Origin of the sequence: Eubacterium sp. AF36-5BH (assembly GCF_003460505.1) — a bacterium.
Lineage (GTDB): Bacteria > Bacillota > Clostridia > Lachnospirales > Lachnospiraceae > Eubacterium_G.
Genome location: NZ_QTVG01000002.1, coordinates 105045 through 125544 on the forward strand (window position 1 = coordinate 105045; position 20500 = coordinate 125544).

At 33.2% G+C, this 20500-nt stretch carries 16 protein-coding genes; all 16 read left to right on the forward strand.

Annotated elements, in window-relative coordinates; genetic code table 11:
* The first annotated feature begins 260 nt into the window (after positions 1 to 260).
* Complete coding sequence (locus DW006_RS01985) at positions 261 to 1433, forward strand: M20 family metallopeptidase (protein ID WP_117998815.1); 1173 nt, start codon at positions 261 to 263, stop codon at positions 1431 to 1433.
* On the forward strand, positions 1433 to 1570 hold the full coding sequence (locus tag DW006_RS12010; protein WP_158561038.1) for a hypothetical protein: 138 nt from the start codon (positions 1433 to 1435) through the stop codon (positions 1568 to 1570). Before DW006_RS01985 ends, DW006_RS12010 begins: the two co-directional genes overlap by 1 nt.
* Positions 1549 to 2499 carry an L-lactate dehydrogenase gene (locus DW006_RS01990; RefSeq protein ID WP_199521869.1) on the forward strand — a complete coding sequence of 317 codons (951 nt, stop codon included), beginning with the start codon at positions 1549 to 1551 and terminating at the stop codon, positions 2497 to 2499. The genes DW006_RS12010 and DW006_RS01990 overlap by 22 nt, the downstream gene beginning before the upstream one ends.
* A gap of 24 nt (positions 2500 to 2523) precedes the next feature.
* Positions 2524 to 3609 carry an iron-containing alcohol dehydrogenase family protein gene (locus DW006_RS01995; RefSeq protein WP_117998817.1) on the forward strand — a complete coding sequence of 362 codons (1086 nt, stop codon included), beginning with the start codon at positions 2524 to 2526 and terminating at the stop codon, positions 3607 to 3609.
* A 20-nt stretch (positions 3610 to 3629) separates the two neighbouring features.
* Positions 3630 to 4439: a Cof-type HAD-IIB family hydrolase gene (locus DW006_RS02000; protein ID WP_117998818.1), complete on the forward strand. Its 810-nt coding sequence runs from the start codon at positions 3630 to 3632 to the stop codon at positions 4437 to 4439.
* Between the two features lie 592 nt (positions 4440 to 5031).
* Positions 5032 to 6039, forward strand: coding sequence for an ABC transporter substrate-binding protein (locus DW006_RS02005; RefSeq protein WP_117998819.1), 1008 nt, complete (start codon positions 5032 to 5034; stop codon positions 6037 to 6039).
* A 139-nt stretch (positions 6040 to 6178) separates the two neighbouring features.
* Entirely contained in the window at positions 6179 to 7114 is a 936-nt protein-coding gene (locus DW006_RS02010) for an ABC transporter permease (RefSeq protein WP_117998820.1), read from the forward strand.
* Positions 7114 to 7914: an ATP-binding cassette domain-containing protein gene (locus tag DW006_RS02015; RefSeq protein WP_117998821.1), complete on the forward strand. Its 801-nt coding sequence runs from the start codon at positions 7114 to 7116 to the stop codon at positions 7912 to 7914. The genes DW006_RS02010 and DW006_RS02015 overlap by 1 nt, the downstream gene beginning before the upstream one ends.
* Before the next feature lie 243 nt (positions 7915 to 8157).
* Positions 8158 to 8733 (forward strand): TetR/AcrR family transcriptional regulator C-terminal domain-containing protein, encoded by a 576-nt coding sequence (locus DW006_RS02020; RefSeq protein ID WP_117998822.1) that lies wholly within the window; start codon positions 8158 to 8160, stop codon positions 8731 to 8733.
* Between the two features lie 234 nt (positions 8734 to 8967).
* Positions 8968 to 11217: a hypothetical protein gene (locus DW006_RS02025; RefSeq protein WP_117998823.1), complete on the forward strand. Its 2250-nt coding sequence runs from the start codon at positions 8968 to 8970 to the stop codon at positions 11215 to 11217.
* Between the two features lie 15 nt (positions 11218 to 11232).
* A complete protein-coding gene (locus DW006_RS02030) occupies positions 11233 to 13299 on the forward strand; it encodes an MMPL family transporter (RefSeq protein ID WP_117998824.1) in 2067 nt (688 codons plus the stop codon).
* Positions 13300 to 13562: 263 nt separating this feature from the next.
* On the forward strand, positions 13563 to 14153 hold the full coding sequence (locus DW006_RS02035) for a cytidylate kinase-like family protein (RefSeq protein WP_117998825.1): 591 nt from the start codon (positions 13563 to 13565) through the stop codon (positions 14151 to 14153).
* Positions 14154 to 14317: 164 nt separating this feature from the next.
* Positions 14318 to 17446, forward strand: a complete 3129-nt coding sequence (locus tag DW006_RS02040) for a discoidin domain-containing protein (RefSeq protein WP_117998826.1) — start codon at positions 14318 to 14320, stop codon at positions 17444 to 17446.
* A gap of 118 nt (positions 17447 to 17564) precedes the next feature.
* Positions 17565 to 17981, forward strand: a complete 417-nt coding sequence (locus tag DW006_RS02045; protein ID WP_117998827.1) for a hypothetical protein — start codon at positions 17565 to 17567, stop codon at positions 17979 to 17981.
* A gap of 590 nt (positions 17982 to 18571) precedes the next feature.
* Positions 18572 to 19267 carry a DNA/RNA nuclease SfsA gene (gene sfsA / locus DW006_RS02050; RefSeq protein ID WP_117998828.1) on the forward strand — a complete coding sequence of 232 codons (696 nt, stop codon included), beginning with the start codon at positions 18572 to 18574 and terminating at the stop codon, positions 19265 to 19267.
* 454 nt (positions 19268 to 19721) lie between these two features.
* Positions 19722 to 20294: an AAA family ATPase gene (locus DW006_RS02060; protein WP_022165440.1), complete on the forward strand. Its 573-nt coding sequence runs from the start codon at positions 19722 to 19724 to the stop codon at positions 20292 to 20294.
* Positions 20295 to 20500: the final 206 nt, after the last annotated feature.

Consider the following 20500-nt stretch of genomic DNA (forward strand, 5'->3'; position numbering starts at 1 on the left):
GTCTGCCTTGATTTTTTTAAAAATATTATAAGTACCATATAAATGAATGTGTACTTGATTTTTAAAATAAATAATATAAAATCGTTATAGGTATTAATATTTGTTTCGCGAAAATTATTTCGTGTGTGTTAAGGTTAAGTTCATTCATATTAGAGGACAGTTAGAATAAGAACTTTAGACACGATGATTTTATAAATAAATTAATGAAAATTGAACAAATTAAGTAGTAAAAATTAAATAAATATATTGCGAGGTTGTATATGGATTATTATAAAAGAGCAGTAGAATTAAACGATGACACAGTAGCTAACAGACGTTATATACACGAAAATGCAGAAGTAGGTTTGGAACTTCCAAACACAGTTGAATATATAATGAAGAAGTTAGAAGAGTATGGCTTAAAACCTGAAAAGTGTGGCCATGGTGTAACCGCAACAGTAGGTAGAGGTGGAAAAGTTATTTTACTAAGAGCAGATATGGACGCCCTTCCAATGACTGAGGAAAGTGGCGAAAGTTTTGCCAGCAAAAATAAAAATGCGGCACATTGTTGCGGCCATGATTTTCATGCAGCCATGTTATTAACAGCAGCAAGAATGTTAAAAGAAAACGAAAAAGAACTAAAGGGAACTGTTAAGTTTATGTTCCAGCCGGCAGAAGAAATTTTTGAAGGTAGCAAGGACATGGTAGAAAATGGCTTGCTTAAAAATCCAAAACCGGATGTAGCACTTGCAACTCATGTGGTAGTTGGTAGAATCCCAATTGGAACTTATATGTATAACAGCAAAGATACAATGATGTATTCAGTTGACGGCTTTAAAATCACTGCTAAGGGAAAAGGTTCTCATGGGGCATATCCTCATGTGGGAATAGATCCAATCAACATTGGGGCACACATTCATTTGGCATTACAGGAGTTAGTTGCAAGAGAAAGTGATCCTTCAAAAGCAGTTGCTTTGACAGTTGGAAAATTTCAGGCAGGTACAGCAGCAAACATTATACCTGAAACAGCAGTTTTAGAAGGCACTCTTCGAACAAACGATAGCAAAATGAGAGAAAAAATTGTTAACAGAATAAAAGAAGTAGCAGAAAAAACTGCAGAAGTTTATGGTGGCAGTGCAAGTATTGAAATGATATATGAAGTGCCTACAATAACATGCGATAGCAAACTTACGGAAGAGTTTGTTAAGTATATTAAAGAAATTAACGGCCCTGAAATGATACCGTATCCTGATGTTACAGCTAGTGCTTCAGACGATTTTGCAGTAATAGCTGAACAGATACCAAGCACGTATTTATATATTTCGGCAGGTTTTATGGATGAGAGAGGTGATTATCCTGTTCATCATCCAAAAGTAAAGTTTAATGAAGAAGTTTGCCCTATAGGAGCCTCGGTTATGGCTCACTTGGCAACAAGATGGCTGGGAGAAAATTAATGAATAACAAAAAAGAAGTAATTAGAATGATAAAATTTATGCTGTTTTCAATATCAGCAGTAGTTATTGAGGGTATAGTTTTTGGAAAAGCAACAGACACAAAGGAGACGATATCATGTTATCAAATAGAAGAATAGTTATTATAGGAGCAGGTCACGTGGGAACTCATTGTGCAGCAGCACTGAGTTTTCAAAATATATGCGACGAGATAGTTTTTATTGACAGAGATAAGGAAAAAGAAAAAAGTCAGGCAATGGATTTAGCTGACAGTGTGGCATTTTTACAGTCGGCACCGGTTATAAGAGTTGGAGATTACAAAGATTGTGAAGATGCAGATATTATTGTAATTGCAGCAGGAGTACCAAGGCTACCGGGCCAGACAAGACTTGATACATTAGGGGCATCAGTTGAATGTATTAAGGATGTTGTGGAAAACTTAAAGCCAGTGAAAATAAATGGTATTGTAATTACAATTACTAATCCTGCCGACATAATAGCTGATTATGTAAGGAAAGGGCTTGATTTGCCTAAAAATCAGGTATTTAGCACAGGTACATCATTAGACACAGCCAGAACAAGAAGAACCGTTGCAGATTTATGTAATGTAGATCCAAGAAGCGTTCTAGCTTTTGCAATGGGAGAACATGGCGATTCATCAATGGTTCCTTTTTCTCACATGACAATATTTGGAAAGCCTTATAAAGAATTTGTATCAGAAAATAAGGGAAGAGTAAAAGAATTTTCTGAAGAAAAAGTAGTTGAAGGCACACATATGCGTGGAATGGATATTATTAACGGAAAAGGTTCAACTGAATTTGGCATAGGTGCGGCACTTGCTGATATGGCAAAGGCTGTTTTAACAAATGAACACAGAATACTTCCTGCATCAACTTTACTTGAAGGGGAATACGGTCAGAAAAATGTTCACGCAGGAGTGCCATGTATCATTGGTAGAAATGGCATTGAAAGTGTAGTGGAACTTCATTTGACAGAAGAGGAAAATAAGCAGTTTGCAAAATCCTGTGATATTATAAGAGAGCACATAAAAATGGCAGAGACTATTTAAAGTTAAAAACAGAAAGAAGGAAAAATGGAAAATTACAGCATACATCTTCCAAGTTATTCTATTGGAGACAAGGTATATAACAAGATTCCCGAAATATGTGGAACTTATGGAAAAAAGATTATTGCAATTGGTGGTCATAAGGCAATTAATGCAGCAAGAGAAAAAATAGAAAAAGCAATTGAAGGTTCAGATTTAGAAATACTGGATTTTTTATGGTACGGTGGAGAGGCAACTTATGAAAATGTCGAAGCCTTAATGGAAAATCAGCTTGTAAAAGAAGCCGACATAATTTTTGCAATTGGTGGTGGAAAATCAACAGATACAGGAAAATGCTTGGGGGTAAAAATAGACAAACCGGTATTTTCTTTTCCAACAATAGCATCAAACTGTTCAGCTTGTACAAGTGTGTCCATAATGTATTATCCTGATGGAAGATTTAAGGAGCCTTTCTTTTATCCGGCACCACCGGTTCATGCTTTTATTGATACAGAAATTACAGTAAATTCACCATCAAGATATTTATGGGCTGGTATGGGCGACACTTATGCAAAATATTTTGAAGCTGAAATGTCTTCAAAAGGAGAGGAATTACAGCATTATTTCCAAATGGGTGTAAATGCAAGCCGAATGTGTTACGAGCCTATAATGAAATATGGAAAAGCTGCCATGGATTCAAATGACAGAAAACAAAATTCTTATGAATACGAGCAGGTTGTATTGGCAATTATAGTATCAACTGCTGTTGCTTCAATTTATCTTACGGCAGAGCACACAGTTCATTACAATTCAGGATTGGCACATGCTATATTTTATTCTTTGACAGCGCATCCTCATATTGAAAAAAATCATCTTCATGGGGAAGTTGTAAGTTATGGTGTTTTAAATCTTTTACTTGTAGACAACAATATGGAAGATTTTGAAACAGTATATAAATTTAACAAGTCAGTAGGACTTCCAACATGTCTTAAAGATTTGGAATTTACAAAAGACAACATAGAACAATTAGCAGAAAATGCGGTAATAATGAAAGATATCGAGCATAACCCATACGTTATTACAAAGGAAATGTTAATAACATCAATGGAAAAATTAGAAGAATTAAATAAATAAAATTGCAAAGGATAAGATTAATGGACAAGAAAATAATATTTTTGGATTTAGATGGAACATTAACAAATGATGAAAAGAAAATTACACCTAAAACAAAAGAAGCCCTTATGGACATTCAAAGAAGAGGTCATATTGTGGCTCTTGCGTCTGGCAGACCAACGCCTGGCATGGGATTTATTGCAAAAGAGCTGGAACTTGAAAAATATGGTGGATATGTTATGTCATTTAATGGTGGAAAAATTATCGACTGGAAAACAAAGGAGACAGTTTTTGAGAATACTCTGGATAGAAAATATCTTCCTGATTTAATAAGATATGCAAGACAAAACAATCTGGGGCTGATTACTTATGACAACAAGCAGGGACTTGTGGCTACACGAGTAGATCCGTATGTAATGCTTGAAACTGTAAAAATCAACAGAATACCGGCATTTTTAACAGATGTAGTAAAGTATGTGGACTACAATCCAAACAAATGCCTTTACACTGTAGATCCTGAAATTTCAGAGTATCACGAAAAAAGGCTTGCCGAAAAATTCGGAGATGTTCTTTCAGTGTATCGTTCTACAGATTACTTTATTGAAATTGTACCAAAGGGAATTGACAAAGCTGCATCAATTAAAGTTTTAATTGACAAATTAAACATACCTCATGAAAATACAATTGCCTGTGGTGATGGATTTAATGATTTGTCAATGATTAAATATGCAGCAGTTGGTGTTGCAATGGAAAATGCTGTAGATGCAGTGAAAGAAAATGCTGATTATATTACAGCATCAAACAACGATGATGGTATAGCAAAGGTAGTAGAAAAGTTTATAACGGATTAATGATGGGATGAATGTATTACTTCTAAACCTGATGAAGCAATTGATGATTTAGAAAATGGTCGTGTACTTACAGAGGAAGAGTTATGGGAAGAAATTGACAGCATATAGAGGATTAGGTATGGAAACAAAAGACTGCAAAATAGAAATTTAGGGTTGACTGACAGAAATGGTTGACGTATAATTCTTACTAACAGTTGAAGATGACCATTGAAACCGTTGATGCGGAGATAAAAGTGAATCGTGCACTTACAGAGAGTAGGGAGTAGCTGAGAACCCACAGAACGCAGCTCACATAAATGGACCGCAGAGGGCATGGAACAAAACTTTTTTAGAAGCCAGTATTTCATGACGTGAAGGCATACGTTAGTTGCACAGAGTATGTTTGTACTCGTTGAGAGCATATCGTTTGATATGAATCAAGGTGGCACCGCGGAAGATTTTTAGATTATCCGTCCTTGATAGTAGATTAATACTATCAAGGACTTTTTTTCGTATAAAGAAAAATAGATTATAGAAGTTATAAAAGTAATTTAATTTCTATATACTCTGAAGGGTTATCTAAACTGAAATAACTTTTAAAAGGAGAAAGATTATGAGAGGATTTAAGAAAGTTTTAGGTTTAGTTTTAACAGTAGCATTAGCTACATCAGTATTCACAGCATGTGGAAACAGCAAAAAGGGTGGAGATAATGACAATGACAAGAAAAAAATTGGAATTATCACAATGGTAGAAAATGGCGCTTTTATGGATATGAAAGAAGGAATTCTTGAAGAATTAAAAGCAAAAGGCTACACAGAAGACAACACAACTTTTGATTACCAGTGTGCATCAGGTGATGCAACAACTTTATCAACTATAGCAAGTAACATGGCTGACGGTTCATACACGGCGGTGTTTACAATTGCAACACCTCCAACACAGACATTTGTAAGTACAGAATCAGACACACCTGCATTTTTCTGTGCAGTATCAGCACCACTTGCAGCAAAGGTTTTAACAGACATGGATAAGCCTGACATGAATGCTACAGGAACATCAAATGCAATTCCTGTTTCAGAAATAATTGATTTTGCACAGGCAACAACACCTGCAAAGAAATACGGTCTTATTTATAGTGGAAACGAAGACAACGCTACAAACACAATTAAACAGGTTGAAGAATACTTAAAGAAAATCGGTGTTGAATATGTTGAAAAAACAGCTCCTACAGCAGCAGATGTAGAAAACGCAACAAACGCTTTAATAGCTGAAAAAGTAGATGCAGTATTTGTTCCAAATGATTCAATTATTCAGGACGGTGTTTCAAAACTTACAGAAATCTGCAAGGACAAAAAAGTTCCAACATATTGTGCATCAGCAACAACAGTTCAGTCAGGTTGTTTTGCAACACTTGCAATTGACGACAAGGGAATCGGTAAGAAAACAGCAGATATGGCAGTTGAATATTTAAAGAATGGTAAGAAGGTAGAAGATATACCGGCACAGGTTGTAGGTATTGACTACTGTTCAGTAAATAAAGACACAATGAAAGCTTTAGGACTTACAAAGAAAGATATAAAAACAAAGTATGAAGTAAAAGAACTTGATACAGCTAAGTAAGTTTAAAAGTATAAATTAGATAACATGAAAAAACATTTGAAAAGTATAAAGCAAAAAGTTTGCTACAAAAATGAAAATAATAGAGTAATGAAAAACTGAGAATTAAAATATTACAATAATAATTGAAAGTGAAAAAGAAATGGTAGAATTACAATATTATTTATCAAATGTGCCAGAGGCATTAATTTACGGTTTATTGGCAATGGGTATATATATTTCTTTAAGAATATTAGATATACCTGATTTAACAACAGAAGGAAGTTTTGGATTTGGAGCTGTAATTTCTGTTTTAGTTTCTCTTAACGGTCATCCGATTCTTGCAGTTTTTGCTGGAATGGCAGCGGGAATGATAGCAGGATTAATTACAGGAGCTTTGCAGACTAAACTTAATGTGCATCCTGTTTTGGCAGGTATTATTACAATGAGTGGTTTGTATTCCATTAATTTGGTTTGCTATTCTTTGACAGATAAAGGTCAGACTACAAACTTAAGTTATGGTAAAGTAACAATTTTTGAAAAAGTAAAAGAAACCTTAGGTATTAGAGGTATGTTTGAAACTTCTATGGTAAAGGCTGGTGTTAGTTTTATTATTGCTTTAGTTGTAATTCTATTAGTGATTTGGTTTTTTAAAACTCATTTAGGACTTTGCATTAGAGCAACAGGCGACAATCCTGATATGGTAAGAGCATCATCAATTAACGTAGACAGAACAAAGATTGTTGGTTTGATGATGGCAAACGGTCTTATTGGTTTATCAGGTGCACTGCAGTCACAAAGCATTAGCTATGCTGATATTAGTTTACAAAACGGAACTTTGATTTATGGTCTTGCTGCAGTAATTATTGGTGAAGTTATTTTTGGAAAAAGAAGTGTGGCAACAGGAATTGTTTCAGCAGTAATCGGTTCTGTTCTATATAAAATAATAGTTGCATTCGTTATCAGACAGCAGTTGTTTGGCGACATGAGTTCAAACCTTATGAAATTCACATGTGCATTAATAGTAGCTATTACATTGGCAGTACCTGCAATTAAGGAAAGAATGGCTGCAAGAAAAATCAGAAAGGGGGCAATGTAATGTTAGAAATAAATAACATATCAAAAACCTTTGCCAAAAGTACAGTTAATGAACATACAGCAATTAACCATATGTCATTAAACCTAAAAGATGGTGATTTTGTAACAGTAGTTGGCTCCAATGGTGCAGGTAAATCAACCTTATTTAATGCAATATGTGGTACCTTTATGGTGGATAAAGGGAATATTTTATTAGATGGAGAAGATATTACTTTTAAGAGTGAACATACAAGAGCTAAATTAATCGGCAGAGTTTTTCAGGATCCAATGAAAGGAACAGCTCCTAATATGACAATCGAAGAAAATCTTGCGTTGGCATATACAAGAGCAGGAAAGAAAAATTCACCTTTTAAGAGAGCCATAACTAAGAAGCAGACAGCTTTCTTTAGGGAGAATCTTGCAAGATACAATATGGGAATTGAAGACCGAATGAAAACCAAAATCGGCTTACTTTCAGGAGGCCAGCGACAGGTAGTTACATTGTTAATGTGTACTTTATCAATTCCAAAGTTGTTATTGCTTGATGAGCATACAGCAGCTCTTGATCCTGCAACAGCAGAAAGAGTAATGGAAATAACAAAAGAAATTGTAGCAGAGAATAACATTACCACAATGATGATTACACATAATTTGAATCAGTCATTAACCACAGGTAACAGAACAATTATGTTAGACAGCGGTGAGATTATATTGGATCTTTCAGGAGAAGAAAGAGACAATATGACAATGGATGATTTGATTAAGATGTATTCAGCAAAGAAACAGAAAGCATTTGATAATGATAGAATATTGTTAAGTTAAGAAAAAAGAAGTTGTAGCATTGCTACAGCTTCTTTTTTTGTGTAATAAGAACTTCCTTCAGAACTTCTTATTACGCAAAAAAACAATACGCAATTATACAATTTGAGACAAACGTATAAAAAACAGAAAGAATGGTTGCATTTAGCAAAAAGTAGAGTTATATTACAAATATAAGAAAATCATACACAAGTATAAAAAAGATGCTAATGTAATATTTAGATACATTAGTATAAGGAGGATGTTATGGCAAATTCAAACATTACAAAGAAAGCTTTGGCGCAAAGCTTAAAAGAGTTGGGGGCCACAAAGATTTTGGATAAAATAACTGTTGCAGACATTACAGACCATTGCGGTGTTAACAGACAGACATTTTATTATCATTTTAATGACAAGTATGAATTGCTTAGTTGGATATATAATCAGGATTTATTTATTCCATTAACACAGGATTTGACTTTTGAAAACTGGGTTGAAAAGTTAATTGGATTGTTCAAATATATGAAGCAGCAGAAAGCGTTTTTTATGAACACTATTAAATCATCCAACAATTTCTTCGCTGAATATAGTAATAAAATTTTCGCAGAGTTGTTTGTGAAGGCAATAGCAGAACTTGACTTATATCAGCATTTAGATGATAAAGAACAGGATATATATGCGAGATTTTTCGCTTATGGCTTAACAGGAGTAATTGTTGACTGGGCATTAAAAGGTATGAAGGAAAATGAAGATGATTTAGCTGTTTTGCTACAGAAAATGACATTACAAACTGAAGAGTTAGGTCATGAGATTTACATGTATAAAAGAAATACAAAGAATTAAAAAAATGATTTAACAGGAAATTGATTTTAGTCTATTTGAAAATATACAGAGTTATATTTTTACAATAAAGAGGTACAAATGAAATCTAATATCTGTTTATTATACAGAAAGTAAATGACTTATACAATTTCATACAGGTGTCATAAAAATACATTGGTGTATAAGAATGTATAATGATTTTTTTACATATAAATGTATACTGTACAATAGAAAAGAAAAGGAGTGTATGTTGAAATGAGAAAGTATGTTCAAAAAGGAATAAGTTTGGCGTTGGTTATGACAATGTCAACCTGGTGTTTGTCAGGATGTGGAACTACAAACACACAGTCAAAGAAAACAGAAAAAAAACAAACAGAAGCTTCTGACACAATTAAACAGTCAGATTTGCAAACATTATTAAGCAGTAAGATTGGTGACACAGCCAATACTGAAAAGAAAGAAACAGTTTTCGTGGAAATGGATCCATCTGGTGAAGTTACTAAGACAACAGTAAGTGATACTTTGAAAGTTTCTGATAAGGATAGCATTAGTGATGTATCAAATCTCGATAATATTACAAATTTAAGTGGTGATGAAAAATATACTACAGATGAGAATGGCAATATTGTTTGGGAGAATAAAGGAAAAGACATTACATATCAGGGTACAACAACAGAGTCTACACCTATTAAAGTAAATGTTAAATATTATTTAGATGATGAAGAAATATCACCAGATGATTTGGCAGGAAAAAGCGGAAAAGTAAAAATTGTTTATGACTATGTTAATGAAACATCATCTGAGGGAAAATTCATTCCATTTATTACTTTAACAGGTATGGTTTTAGATGATAATTTCACAAATGTAAAAGTTGATAACGGTAAAGTAGTTGAATATGATGGCTCAAACATTGTAATCGGTTATGGAGCACCGGGCTTTAAGGACAATCTTATATCAACAGTTAGCAAGGCTGAAGATTATTTAAAGGATATTGATATTCCTGAATCATTTACAGTTGAAGCTGATGTAAAAGACTTTAGCTTAAACATGTCACTTACAATGGCAACATCTGAAATTGCTGATTTAGATTTAGACAAGAGCTTAGATTTCTCAGATATTGAAGATAAGATGGATGAGTTAAAGGACGGTACAAATCAGTTAGTAAAAGGTGCTGGAGATTTAGTATCAGGTGCCAGCAAATTAAATTCAGGTGCAGATAAGATTGATAAGGGTGCAAAGGATATTGCTAAATATACATCTGATTTATATTTAGGAACAACTACATTATTAACAAGCTATAAGAAGTTTGACTGTGCTCTTGTTTCAGGTGTTAAGAGTGCAAACAAAGGTGCTAAGAAATTATACAAAGGAACAAAGAGTGTTAAGTCAGCATCTAACAAGTTGAATTCAGGTGCCCAGACATTAAACAGCGGCGCTAAGAAGGTTAACTCAGGTGCACAGGAACTTGCAAAAGGTTTAAGCAGTGCAAAAGCAGGTTTTGAAGATGTTAAGGACAGCAAGGGTAATGTTAAGAGCCAGGGCTTAAAGAATGGCTCAAAGGCTTTAGCAACAGGAACAAAAACAGCAGAAGCAGGCGTAAAACAGCTAGTTGGTACATTACAGTCAACACCAAGTTCTATCCAGACTCAAATTGATGGTGTTGTTAAAAAAGTAAGCGCAGCTACAGGCGGTGCAATTGCTTCTGAAAAAGCATTAAACGCAACTATTGAAAAGATTAACGGTGCCATTGCTCAGGGCGCAGACATGACTACTGTTTTAACAGGTGCAGGTTTAAATGCAACAGCTTATTATCAGTTATTAGAAGCATATTATGGAATTAAAACATTAGAGCAGGTTAAATCAACATTTGAAACTCAGATTACTTCACAGGCATCAAGCATTAAGGCTCTTGTTGATGGCATGGGAGATTTAACAGATGGTGCATCAGCGTTAAATACAGGAATTAATACATTATACACAGGTATTAGCAAGTTAAATACGGGTGCCGGTACTTTAGCAGCAGGCACAAAAAGTTTATATGATGGAACAAGTACATTAGCATCAGGAACAAACCAGTTAAAGAGTGGTGCAAAAACTCTTAACTCAGGTATGAAGTCACTTAACCAGGGAACAGATAAGATGAACAGTAAGTTAGGCGATGCAAGCTCACAGGTTAAAGATGGTATTGCAACTGTTAATTCAGGTGCAGGACAGATTAGTGATGGTGCTAAAACATTAGCAAATGGTACAGGTTCATTAAGCAGTGGTGTTGTAACATTATTTAATGGAACAAAAACATTAAAAGATGGTGTTGTCAAATTAAATGACGAAGGTATAAGCAAGATTACTGAAATCTTTGGCTATGATACAAAGGATGCAGTTAATAGTATTGAAGATATATTAAATAACGGAAAAGAATACAAGTCATTCTCAGGAATTAAGAGTGATATGTCAGGTAACGTTAAATTCATATTTAAGACAGCCGAAATCAAGTCGGATAAGTAAAGGAGCTAATAAGTTATGAAGAAGTTTGGACAGTTTGTTGTAAAAGCCAGATATGTCATATTACTAATTAGTATTTTACTACTAATTCCAGCAGGCATTGGCTATATGAATACAAAAGTAAATTACGACTTATTATACTATTTGCCGGACGGAATTGACACAATGACAGGTCAGGACATAATGATGGACGAATTCGATTCAGGTGCATTTAGTATTGTTATGGTTGATAAGATGGACGATAAAGATGTCACAAAGCTTATTGACAAAATGAAAAAAGTTGACCATGTAAGTAAAGTTTTATGGTATGACTCTTTTGAAAAAGCAGGTGTACCAAAATCAATGCTACCGGATGATGTGTACAAAGCCTTTAACAAAGGTACATCAACAATTATGATGGTTATTTTTGATGACACAAGTTCCGGTGAGGGAACAATGGATGCAATAACACAACTTAGAAATCTTACACAAAAACAGTGTTATATTAGCGGTATTTCAGCCATTGTTACAGATACAAAAGTGTTAGTTGAACAGGAAATGTTCATATACGTTTGTATAGCAGCATTAGTTTCAATTGTTGTTTTGTCGTTGTTAATGGATTCATACTTAATTTCAATTTTCTTTATGTTAAGTATTGGAATGGCTATTATATATAACTTAGGCAGCAACTTTGTGGTGGGAGAAATATCCTATCTGACAAAGGCGTTAGCGGCGGTGCTTCAGCTTGGTGTTACAATGGACTACTCAATATTCCTGTGGCACAGTTTTGAGGAAGAACTGGAGAAACATGACGGTGACAGTAAATCGGCTATGGCGGATGCTATTGCAGCTACAATATCTTCTGTTGTAAGTAGTTCAATAACAACAGTGGCAGGTTTCATTGCTTTATGCTTTATGAGTTTTACATTGGGACTTGACCTTGGTATTGTAATGGCAAAAGGTGTAATTTTAGGTGTTATCTCATGTGTAACTGTTTTACCGGCTTTCATTTTGGTATTTAACAAAGCCATTCAGAAAACAAAGCACAAACAGTTATTACCTGATTTTAAAAAGATTCCTGCGTGGATTACAAAGCATTATAGAATATTTATTGTATTGTTCTTATTATTAATTGGTCCTGCAGCTTACGGTCAGGCAAATACAAATGTATATTATGATTTAACATTAAGTTTGCCGGAAAGCTTAAAGAGTGTTACAGCTCAGAATAAAGTGGCAGATACTTATGATTTAGGCTCGGCTAACATGATTTTAATAAGTTCAGATACAAAGACGAAAGATGTTAAAGATTTATTGTCAGATGTTAATGATGTAAAAGGTGTAAAAGTTGCAATGGGACTTGAAAGTTTCTTAGACGGCTCAGTTCCTGATTCATTTATACCGGAAGATTTAACAAGTGCATTAAAGAGTGAAAAACATGAAATGTTAATCTTTATGTCTGAGTATAAGACAGGTTCAGATGAAGCCAATGCACAGTGTAATCAAATCGAAAAGATTATTAAGAAATACGACAAGTCAGGAATGCTTGTAGGCGAAGCTGCATGTACAAGAGACTTAATTAAGATAACAAACAAAGACTTTGCAACAGTAAGTTTTGTTTCAATATTTGTAATTTTTGCAATTATCGCAATTGTATTTAAGTCAATTACACTTCCTATAATTTTGGTAGCAGTAATTGAACTTGCAATCTTTATCAACATGGGTATTCCATTCTATACAGGAGCAACATTACCATTTATTGCTTCAGTTGTAATTGGAACAATCCAGTTAGGTGCGACAGTTGACTACGCAATCTTAATGACTAACAGATATAAGTTAGAGCGTAGCAGTGGCAAGGAAAAAAATCTTGCTGCAAAAGACGCATTAACAGCAACAATGAAGTCAATTATTGTTAGTGCTTGTACATTCTTTGGGGCAACATTTGGTGTAGGTGCTTACTCAAGTATTGACATGATTAGTTCACTTTGCTTACTTATGGCAAGAGGTGCCGTAATTAGTATGCTTTGTGTAATTTGTATTTTACCGGCAATGTTTGTTGTTTTTGACAAGGCTATTGTAAAGGGAAGTTACAAATTCTTAGACAAATAATTAAAACAGCAAATTAATGTTTGTTTTAAAAAGTAAATTAATGTTTGTTTGAAAAGTAAATCAATGTTAGTTTTAAATAGTAAATTAATACTAGTTTGAAAAAGCAAAAAATGAAGTTTTAGAGGTTCAAATATAAGTTAAACATTATAAAGTTTAATGGAATTAGAACCTCTTTTTAGTTTAAAAAAAATGAAAAATGTGGTATAATTAGCATAAAATTAAGTACGGATTATTTTTAATCTTAAAGACTGGAGGGATGTACTATGAAGCAGATAGTAATTGCTATAGGAAGAGAGTTTGGTAGCGGAGGTTTAAAGGTAGCAGAAATGGTAGCAGAACATTACAATATACCTTTATATCACAAGCAATTATTAGATGAAGTGGCAAAGGAAGGAAAGTACAGTAGAGAAGTAGTTGAGAAGTACGACGAAAAACCTATTAACCTTACTTTTATGCCAATTCCATTAGGTGGTGTAACAACGTCAATAGAACAGGATGTTGCCATTAAGGAATTCAATATGCTTAGAAAGAGAGCAAATGAGGAAAATGAATCATTTGTTGTTGTAGGCAGATGTGCAGATGAAATTCTCGCAGATAATCCAAATCTTACAAAAGTATTTATTTTAGGAGATACAGAAAGTAAGGCTAAGAGAGTTATGGAAAGAGACGGCATTGATAAGAAAGCTGCTTTATCCAAGATGAAGAAAAGAGACAAAGTAAGAAAAACATATCATAACTTCTACTGTGAGAATAAATGGGGTGATTCAAGAGCTTATGATTTGTGCATAAGCACAGCAAATATCTCATTAGAGAATGCAGCAAGGCTAATTATTGACTATGTTGAAATGAAATAAAAATAATTCAATAAGAAAAAGCCTTTATTTATAGGCTTTTTCTTATTTTTTTGGCTGAAAATAAAAATGGTTTCTTGAATCGGATATATGGTTGTCAAACATTAAATATGATAAAATAATACCATGGTTAAACTTAACAAAGAAAATATAAAAAGGAGGATTTTATGAGAAAAAACGTACAAAAAGCTTTGAGCTTAGCACTTAGCATGTCAATGGTATGCAGTTTAATAGCGATTGATGGAAACTCTTACAAAAATATCGTAAGAGCTGATGAAATTATTGCTGCAGATGAAGGAAGTGGTAGCGGTGAAGTAGAACCGGAGATTGATTATTCTGATTTGATTAAGTCGGATTATAATTTGTTGAAAGGAGCAGGATATACTTACAGCAGCAAGGGGCAGGAAAATACAGACACTGCACTTACTAATGGAAGTCTTGATGGAGGCTTTTATAATTCAAAATGGGGAAAAGATGCAAATCAGAGAGTTACAATAACAACAGATGGAATTCAGGAAGTAAGTAATTTGAAGTCGTTTTTGATTTTCTTCAATAATGCGAATACATACTGTAAGAAATTCAACATTCAGTTATCATTAGATGGTGAAAATTTTGAAACGGCATATGAATCAACAGATGATTTTACTGAAAAGGTAAATGAATTAACAGTTGACAAATCTAATTTGACAATAACACAGTTTAAGTATGTAAGAATTAATCTTTTAGACGGAAAGAAAGATTATGGTTATCAGATAAAGGAATTTGCTGCAATTGGTGAAGGAGAAAATAAAACTCCAAATACAGCAAATAGTTCTAGTGAGCTTGAAGAGGGATTACCTGTAGATGAATCTGAATTTTTAGCAACAGACTATAATCTGACATATGGGGCTGAGTACACACAGACATCAGTTGGAAGTCAGAACTTTAAGGTTTTAACAGATGGTAATGTATCAGGTACAGAATTTGTTAATACTGAAAGAAACGATGATGCGAAGGATCAGACTTTTGTAATTGATATTGGAAGAGAAATGAGTCAGAAAGTAAGCAACATTGATTACTTGCAGCTATATAACGTTAATGATACTACAAATGTAACAGATTTTGAAGTATCAATATCATTAGACGGAGAAAATTACCAGACAATAGGAAAATATTCAGGTGTAGAATGGGAACAGACACATTATAACGTGGATTTATCAGAGGTTACACTTGAAGATTTCAGATATGTTAAATTACATTTAATAAATGGTAATACAGGATATGGATACCAGATTAGAGAATTTGCTGTAATGGGCAAAGATAAAGCATATTATCCGGAAGTAAAGGATCAGACATCATTAGTTTCATCAAGTGATAAAAATCTTGCATTAAATAAGACAGTATATGTGTCATCCACAGGTGAAAATGAAGGAACAGATCCTACAGTTCTTACAAATGGCAATGCAGATGCATTTTGGTCATCACTATGGGATGCAACAAGAACATTCGAATATGTTGTAATTGATTTGGGAAAAGAAGTTGAACCATCATTACTTAGCAAAGTACTTGTTAATTTCCAAAATAAAGTTACATACTGTAAGGATTATACAGTATCAGTATCAAAAGAATTTGATGAAGAAAATCCGGATGAAGGATTCGTTAAAATAGGAGAAACAAAGTCTATAGCTTGGGAAGTTTTACAGCATTTTGCAGATCCGAACGGATATGTTGTAACAAACTTATATGATTTACCAACAGAACCAATTAGATATGTAAAAGTTTATATGAATGGACATGCTGCTTATGGCTTCCAGATTAAGGAAATTGCCGTAATTCAGAAGACGGATATTACAGATGCAACAGTTGATGTAACATTAGATGATGAATTGAAGGCAACAGTTAGTGCAAAATATAGTGGAACAGAATTAGTTGAAGGAACAGATTATACAGTTGAACAGACAACAACAGCTGAAGGTATAGAAGTTAAGTTGAATGGTATAGGAGACTTTGGTGGTTCTGTTACAAAAACTATTAAAGCAGAGGATATTGCTGTTAGTGAAGCTAAGAACTTAACAGTAGAAGCAATAGAAGCAAATACTTTAAAGGTTTCATTTGAAGGAAGCAATTTACCAAAAGAATTTGCTCAGGTATATGACATTTATGTGGGAGACAAGTTAGTAGCAGAAAATAAAGAACCGGGTGAATACACATTTGATAAAATTAATGCTGGTAATGTTACAGTTAAGGTTGTAGCAAAACGTGGTGAAGTTTCATCTGAAGGTGTATCACAGGAAACTAAAATTTCAGGGATAGATATTTCAAAATTTGAATTATTTATTGGAGAGATTGGACATATATACAATGGAAAAGAACAGACAGTTCCAGTTACAGTAAAAAACGGTGATGAACAGCTTGAAGAAGGAACAGCATATGAAGTAAAATACGAAGATAATGTAAATGCGGGAACTGCAAAAGTTATCGTTAATGGTATAGGATTATATGAAGGTAAGCTTGAAGGAGAGTTTACTATTGCACAGGCAAATATTGAAGATGATATTATAAAGAAAGATTTTTCAAATTTAGCAGAAAGTTACGAATATAAGGTGGCAGACATCCAGCCTCAGATTAAGATGAGTCAGGGTGATGTTTACTTATCAGCAATGAAGGATTACGAAATTGTTTATTCAGATAATATGAATCCTGGTACAGTAACAATGACAATAAAGGGTATTGGAAACTACGCAGGAACAATTGAAAAGACATTCGTTATTACTAAGAGAAAACTTGCTAACACAACTATTAAGACATCATTTGATGCTAACAAGCAGTTAAATGTATTAGTTCAGGTACCTGATAATGGACGTGCATTAACAAAAGATAAGGATTATAAATATACAGTAGCTACAGATGCAACAGGTAATATCACAATTACAATTACAGGAATTGGTGAAAATTGTGAAGGTACAGTTGTTAAAACAATTGCAGCTAAGGATAACCCTAACAGACCAACTCAGAAGCCAACAACAACAAAGATTAAAGTGGCAAAGGTTTCACCTAAGGCTAAGAATGTTAAGGGTAAGAAGATTAAGTTGTCATGGAAGAAGATTAAAGGTGTAAAGGGCTACCAGGTTCGTTACGCTTTAAGCAAAGGCAAACTTAAAAAGGCAAAGATTAAAGCTTGTAAGAAGAATTCTTATGTAATTAAGAAACTTAAAAATAAAAAATATTTTGTTCAGGTTAGAGCTTACAAAATAGTTGGAAAGAAAAAATACTATGGAGCATGGAGCAAAGTTAAAAGTGTTAAAGTAAAAAAATAATGTCCTATTGTAGGATATAGTTAATAAAAGTGGAATGTAGATTAAAACGGTCTACATTTCACTTTTATTAATGATTAAGTAATGATATAATTACAGGAAAAGAATAAGGAGGCATTAAATGGGAGATTTAGTTTTTAATGGAATTAAAGTAGAAGAACTTGATTTAACAAATAAGATAGAAGGAGCTGTCTCTTTGGATATCAGCCAGAGAGCATCTTTTAATGTTAAATATACAAGGGATGATAAGAAGTGTGCAGCTACATTAACTATTGATATGATGGATAAGAATCAACCAATGGATTTCAATTTCAAAATAAGTGCAGTGGCATTTTTTGACTGTGACCAGTTATCAGACAAAAAGGAAATTCATAAGAAAGCATACGATGAAATATTCCCACATGTAAGATCAATGGTAATTACATTTTTTGTAAATTCAGGTTTGCCACCAATTGCAATTCCTAAGGTAAAAATGGACGATGCAAACATTAAAGTATCAGGAGAAGATAATTCAGAGGACGATAAAATTTATAGTTAAAAATGTTTTTTTTAGTTTTTTGGAAAATTAAAAAAACGTAAAAAATACAAAAAACATAAAAATTGTAACAAATGCTTATAAAAAAGCCCTTTTATTTCAAAAAATAAAAGGATAAATGTACATAATTAACAAAAAAATACATTAGATTTATAGGTTGTTGCAAAAAATGTTTTTAATTTTTAAACTATAAGTGTATTAGATTTTTAGGTAACATAATAATCTAAACCCTTTCAATTTTGTGGCGTTTCGGAGAATTCTGAAACGCCATTCCTGATTTGAGAAGCAATTTTTCTAAATGCTTATCTAATAGACAAAACATACAAAATAAAATCATATCTGAACAATTAGAAATAATAATTCCATAATATAAAAAGAACTAATCCTTTGGTTAATAATCAAAATTCTACAATCATTAATTATGCATTAAAAAGTATGTGCAGGAAAACAGCTGTTAATTAATAATGAAAAGTGTTAATATTAGTTTCGGCAGATAATAAATTATAGACAGCAGAAACGAATTAAGATAAGAGATTGAATTACAAAGAACAGAAAAGAAAGATAAAGGATTGAATTATAGAGAAGAAAGTATTATGGAATATAAAAAGATTGTAAAAGGAATTTTTAGGGAAAGACCCAACAGGTTTATAGCGTATGTTGATGTAGAAGGAATGGATAATAATCCCCAGGTTGTTCATGTGAAAAATACAGGACGTTGCAAAGAACTTTTAGTTAATGGTGTAACTGTATATTTGGAGGAATCAGATAATCCCAATCGAAAAACAAAATATGATTTGGTTGTAGTTAGGAAAAATGAAAGAATAATAAATATGGATTCCCAAGCACCAAACAAAGTAGTACAGGAATGGCTAAATAAAAATGGCTTATATAAAAATACAAAACTTGTTGCTCCTGAGAAAAAATATGGAGAATCAAGGTTTGATTTTTATATTGAGGGAGATAATAAAAAAGCGTGGATGGAAGTAAAAGGTGTTACCCTTGAAAAAGATGGTGTAGTTTTATTTCCTGATGCACCAAGCAAAAGAGCGGTAAAGCATATAGAACATTTAATCAAAGCCAAGGAAGAGGGCTTTGACGCTTATATTATGTTTGTTGTGCAAATGGAAAACGTAAAATATTTTACACCTAACAAAGAGACTCATAAGGCTTTTGCAGAAGTACTGGTAAAGGCAGAAAGTAAAGGAGTTAAAATAATGGCGTATAACTGTGTGGTAACAGAAAAAGAACTTAAAATAAATAAACCTGTAGAGATAAAACTCAACAAATAATTACATGGATTGCTCCGTGCCGAGCACTCCCGCAATCCATACAAATATTCGCATATGGGAAAGCTGACGCTTCCCTTTTATGCTCATATTTGGGCGTGTTCCAAAGTCCAGCTCACCTTTGTGCAAGCACAGGTGTGGACCTTGAGAAATGTATTTTTAATTACATGGATTGCTCCGTGCAGAGCACTCTCGCAATTCATACAAATATTCGCATATGGGAAAGCTGACGCTTCTCTTTTATGCTCATATTTGGGCGTGTTCCAAAGTCCAGCTCACCTTTGTGCAAGCACAGGTGAGCTGGACCTTGGAACACTGTAATTAAAAAAGTAGTCGAAAAAACAAAAAAATACGGTCAATCTTATTGACTAAAGGAATTAAAAAGTGATATAATCACGAGAAATTCGGGTTTATTTGAAACGATTTAATATTTTTATATAGAAGAGGTAGATATATTATGAAGAAAATGATTTTAGTAACATCACCACCAGCATGTGGAAAAACATTTGTAACAAAGAAGTTAGCAAAGGCTATGCCTAACTGTGTTTACCTTGATAAAGATTCACTTATTGTTTTATCAAAGCAGATTTTTGTTGTGGCAAATGAAGAATACAATAGAAGTTCAGATTTCTTTGAAGCAAACATCAGAAATTATGAATATGATGCAATCATGGAAATCGCAAGAGAAGCTTTAGAATACAATGATACGGTATTCATTAATTCTCCATTCACAAGAGAAGTTAGAACACCCGGTTATATGGAAAATCTTAGAAACGAACTTTTAAAGATTGGAGCTGAATTAGTTGTTGTTTGGGTTCATTGCGACAAGGAAGTTTGTAAGGAAAGAATGATTAAACGTAACTCTGACAGAGATACATGGAAGATTGAACATTGGGATGAATATATTAGCAGACAGAACTTTACAGTTCCTGAAGGAATTAAGAATTTATTCTTATTCGATAATTCATCAGATGATTCATTCAAGAAGTCATTAGATGAAGCTGTTGAATATTTCAAAAATTTAAAATAAAGCATAAAAAAATATTAAGTATATTTAGAAAAAGACTTTCACGGAACTTGAATTATTCCTAAAAAGTTAGGTTTTAAAACCTGACAATAAATAGGTGATTCGGTTAAGGGAAGTCTTTTTTCGTAACAGGAAAATCTTTTAGGATTTTCTATTACATAAAAAATATTGCGTTATGGATTATTATAAAATCCATAAGTTGATGTACT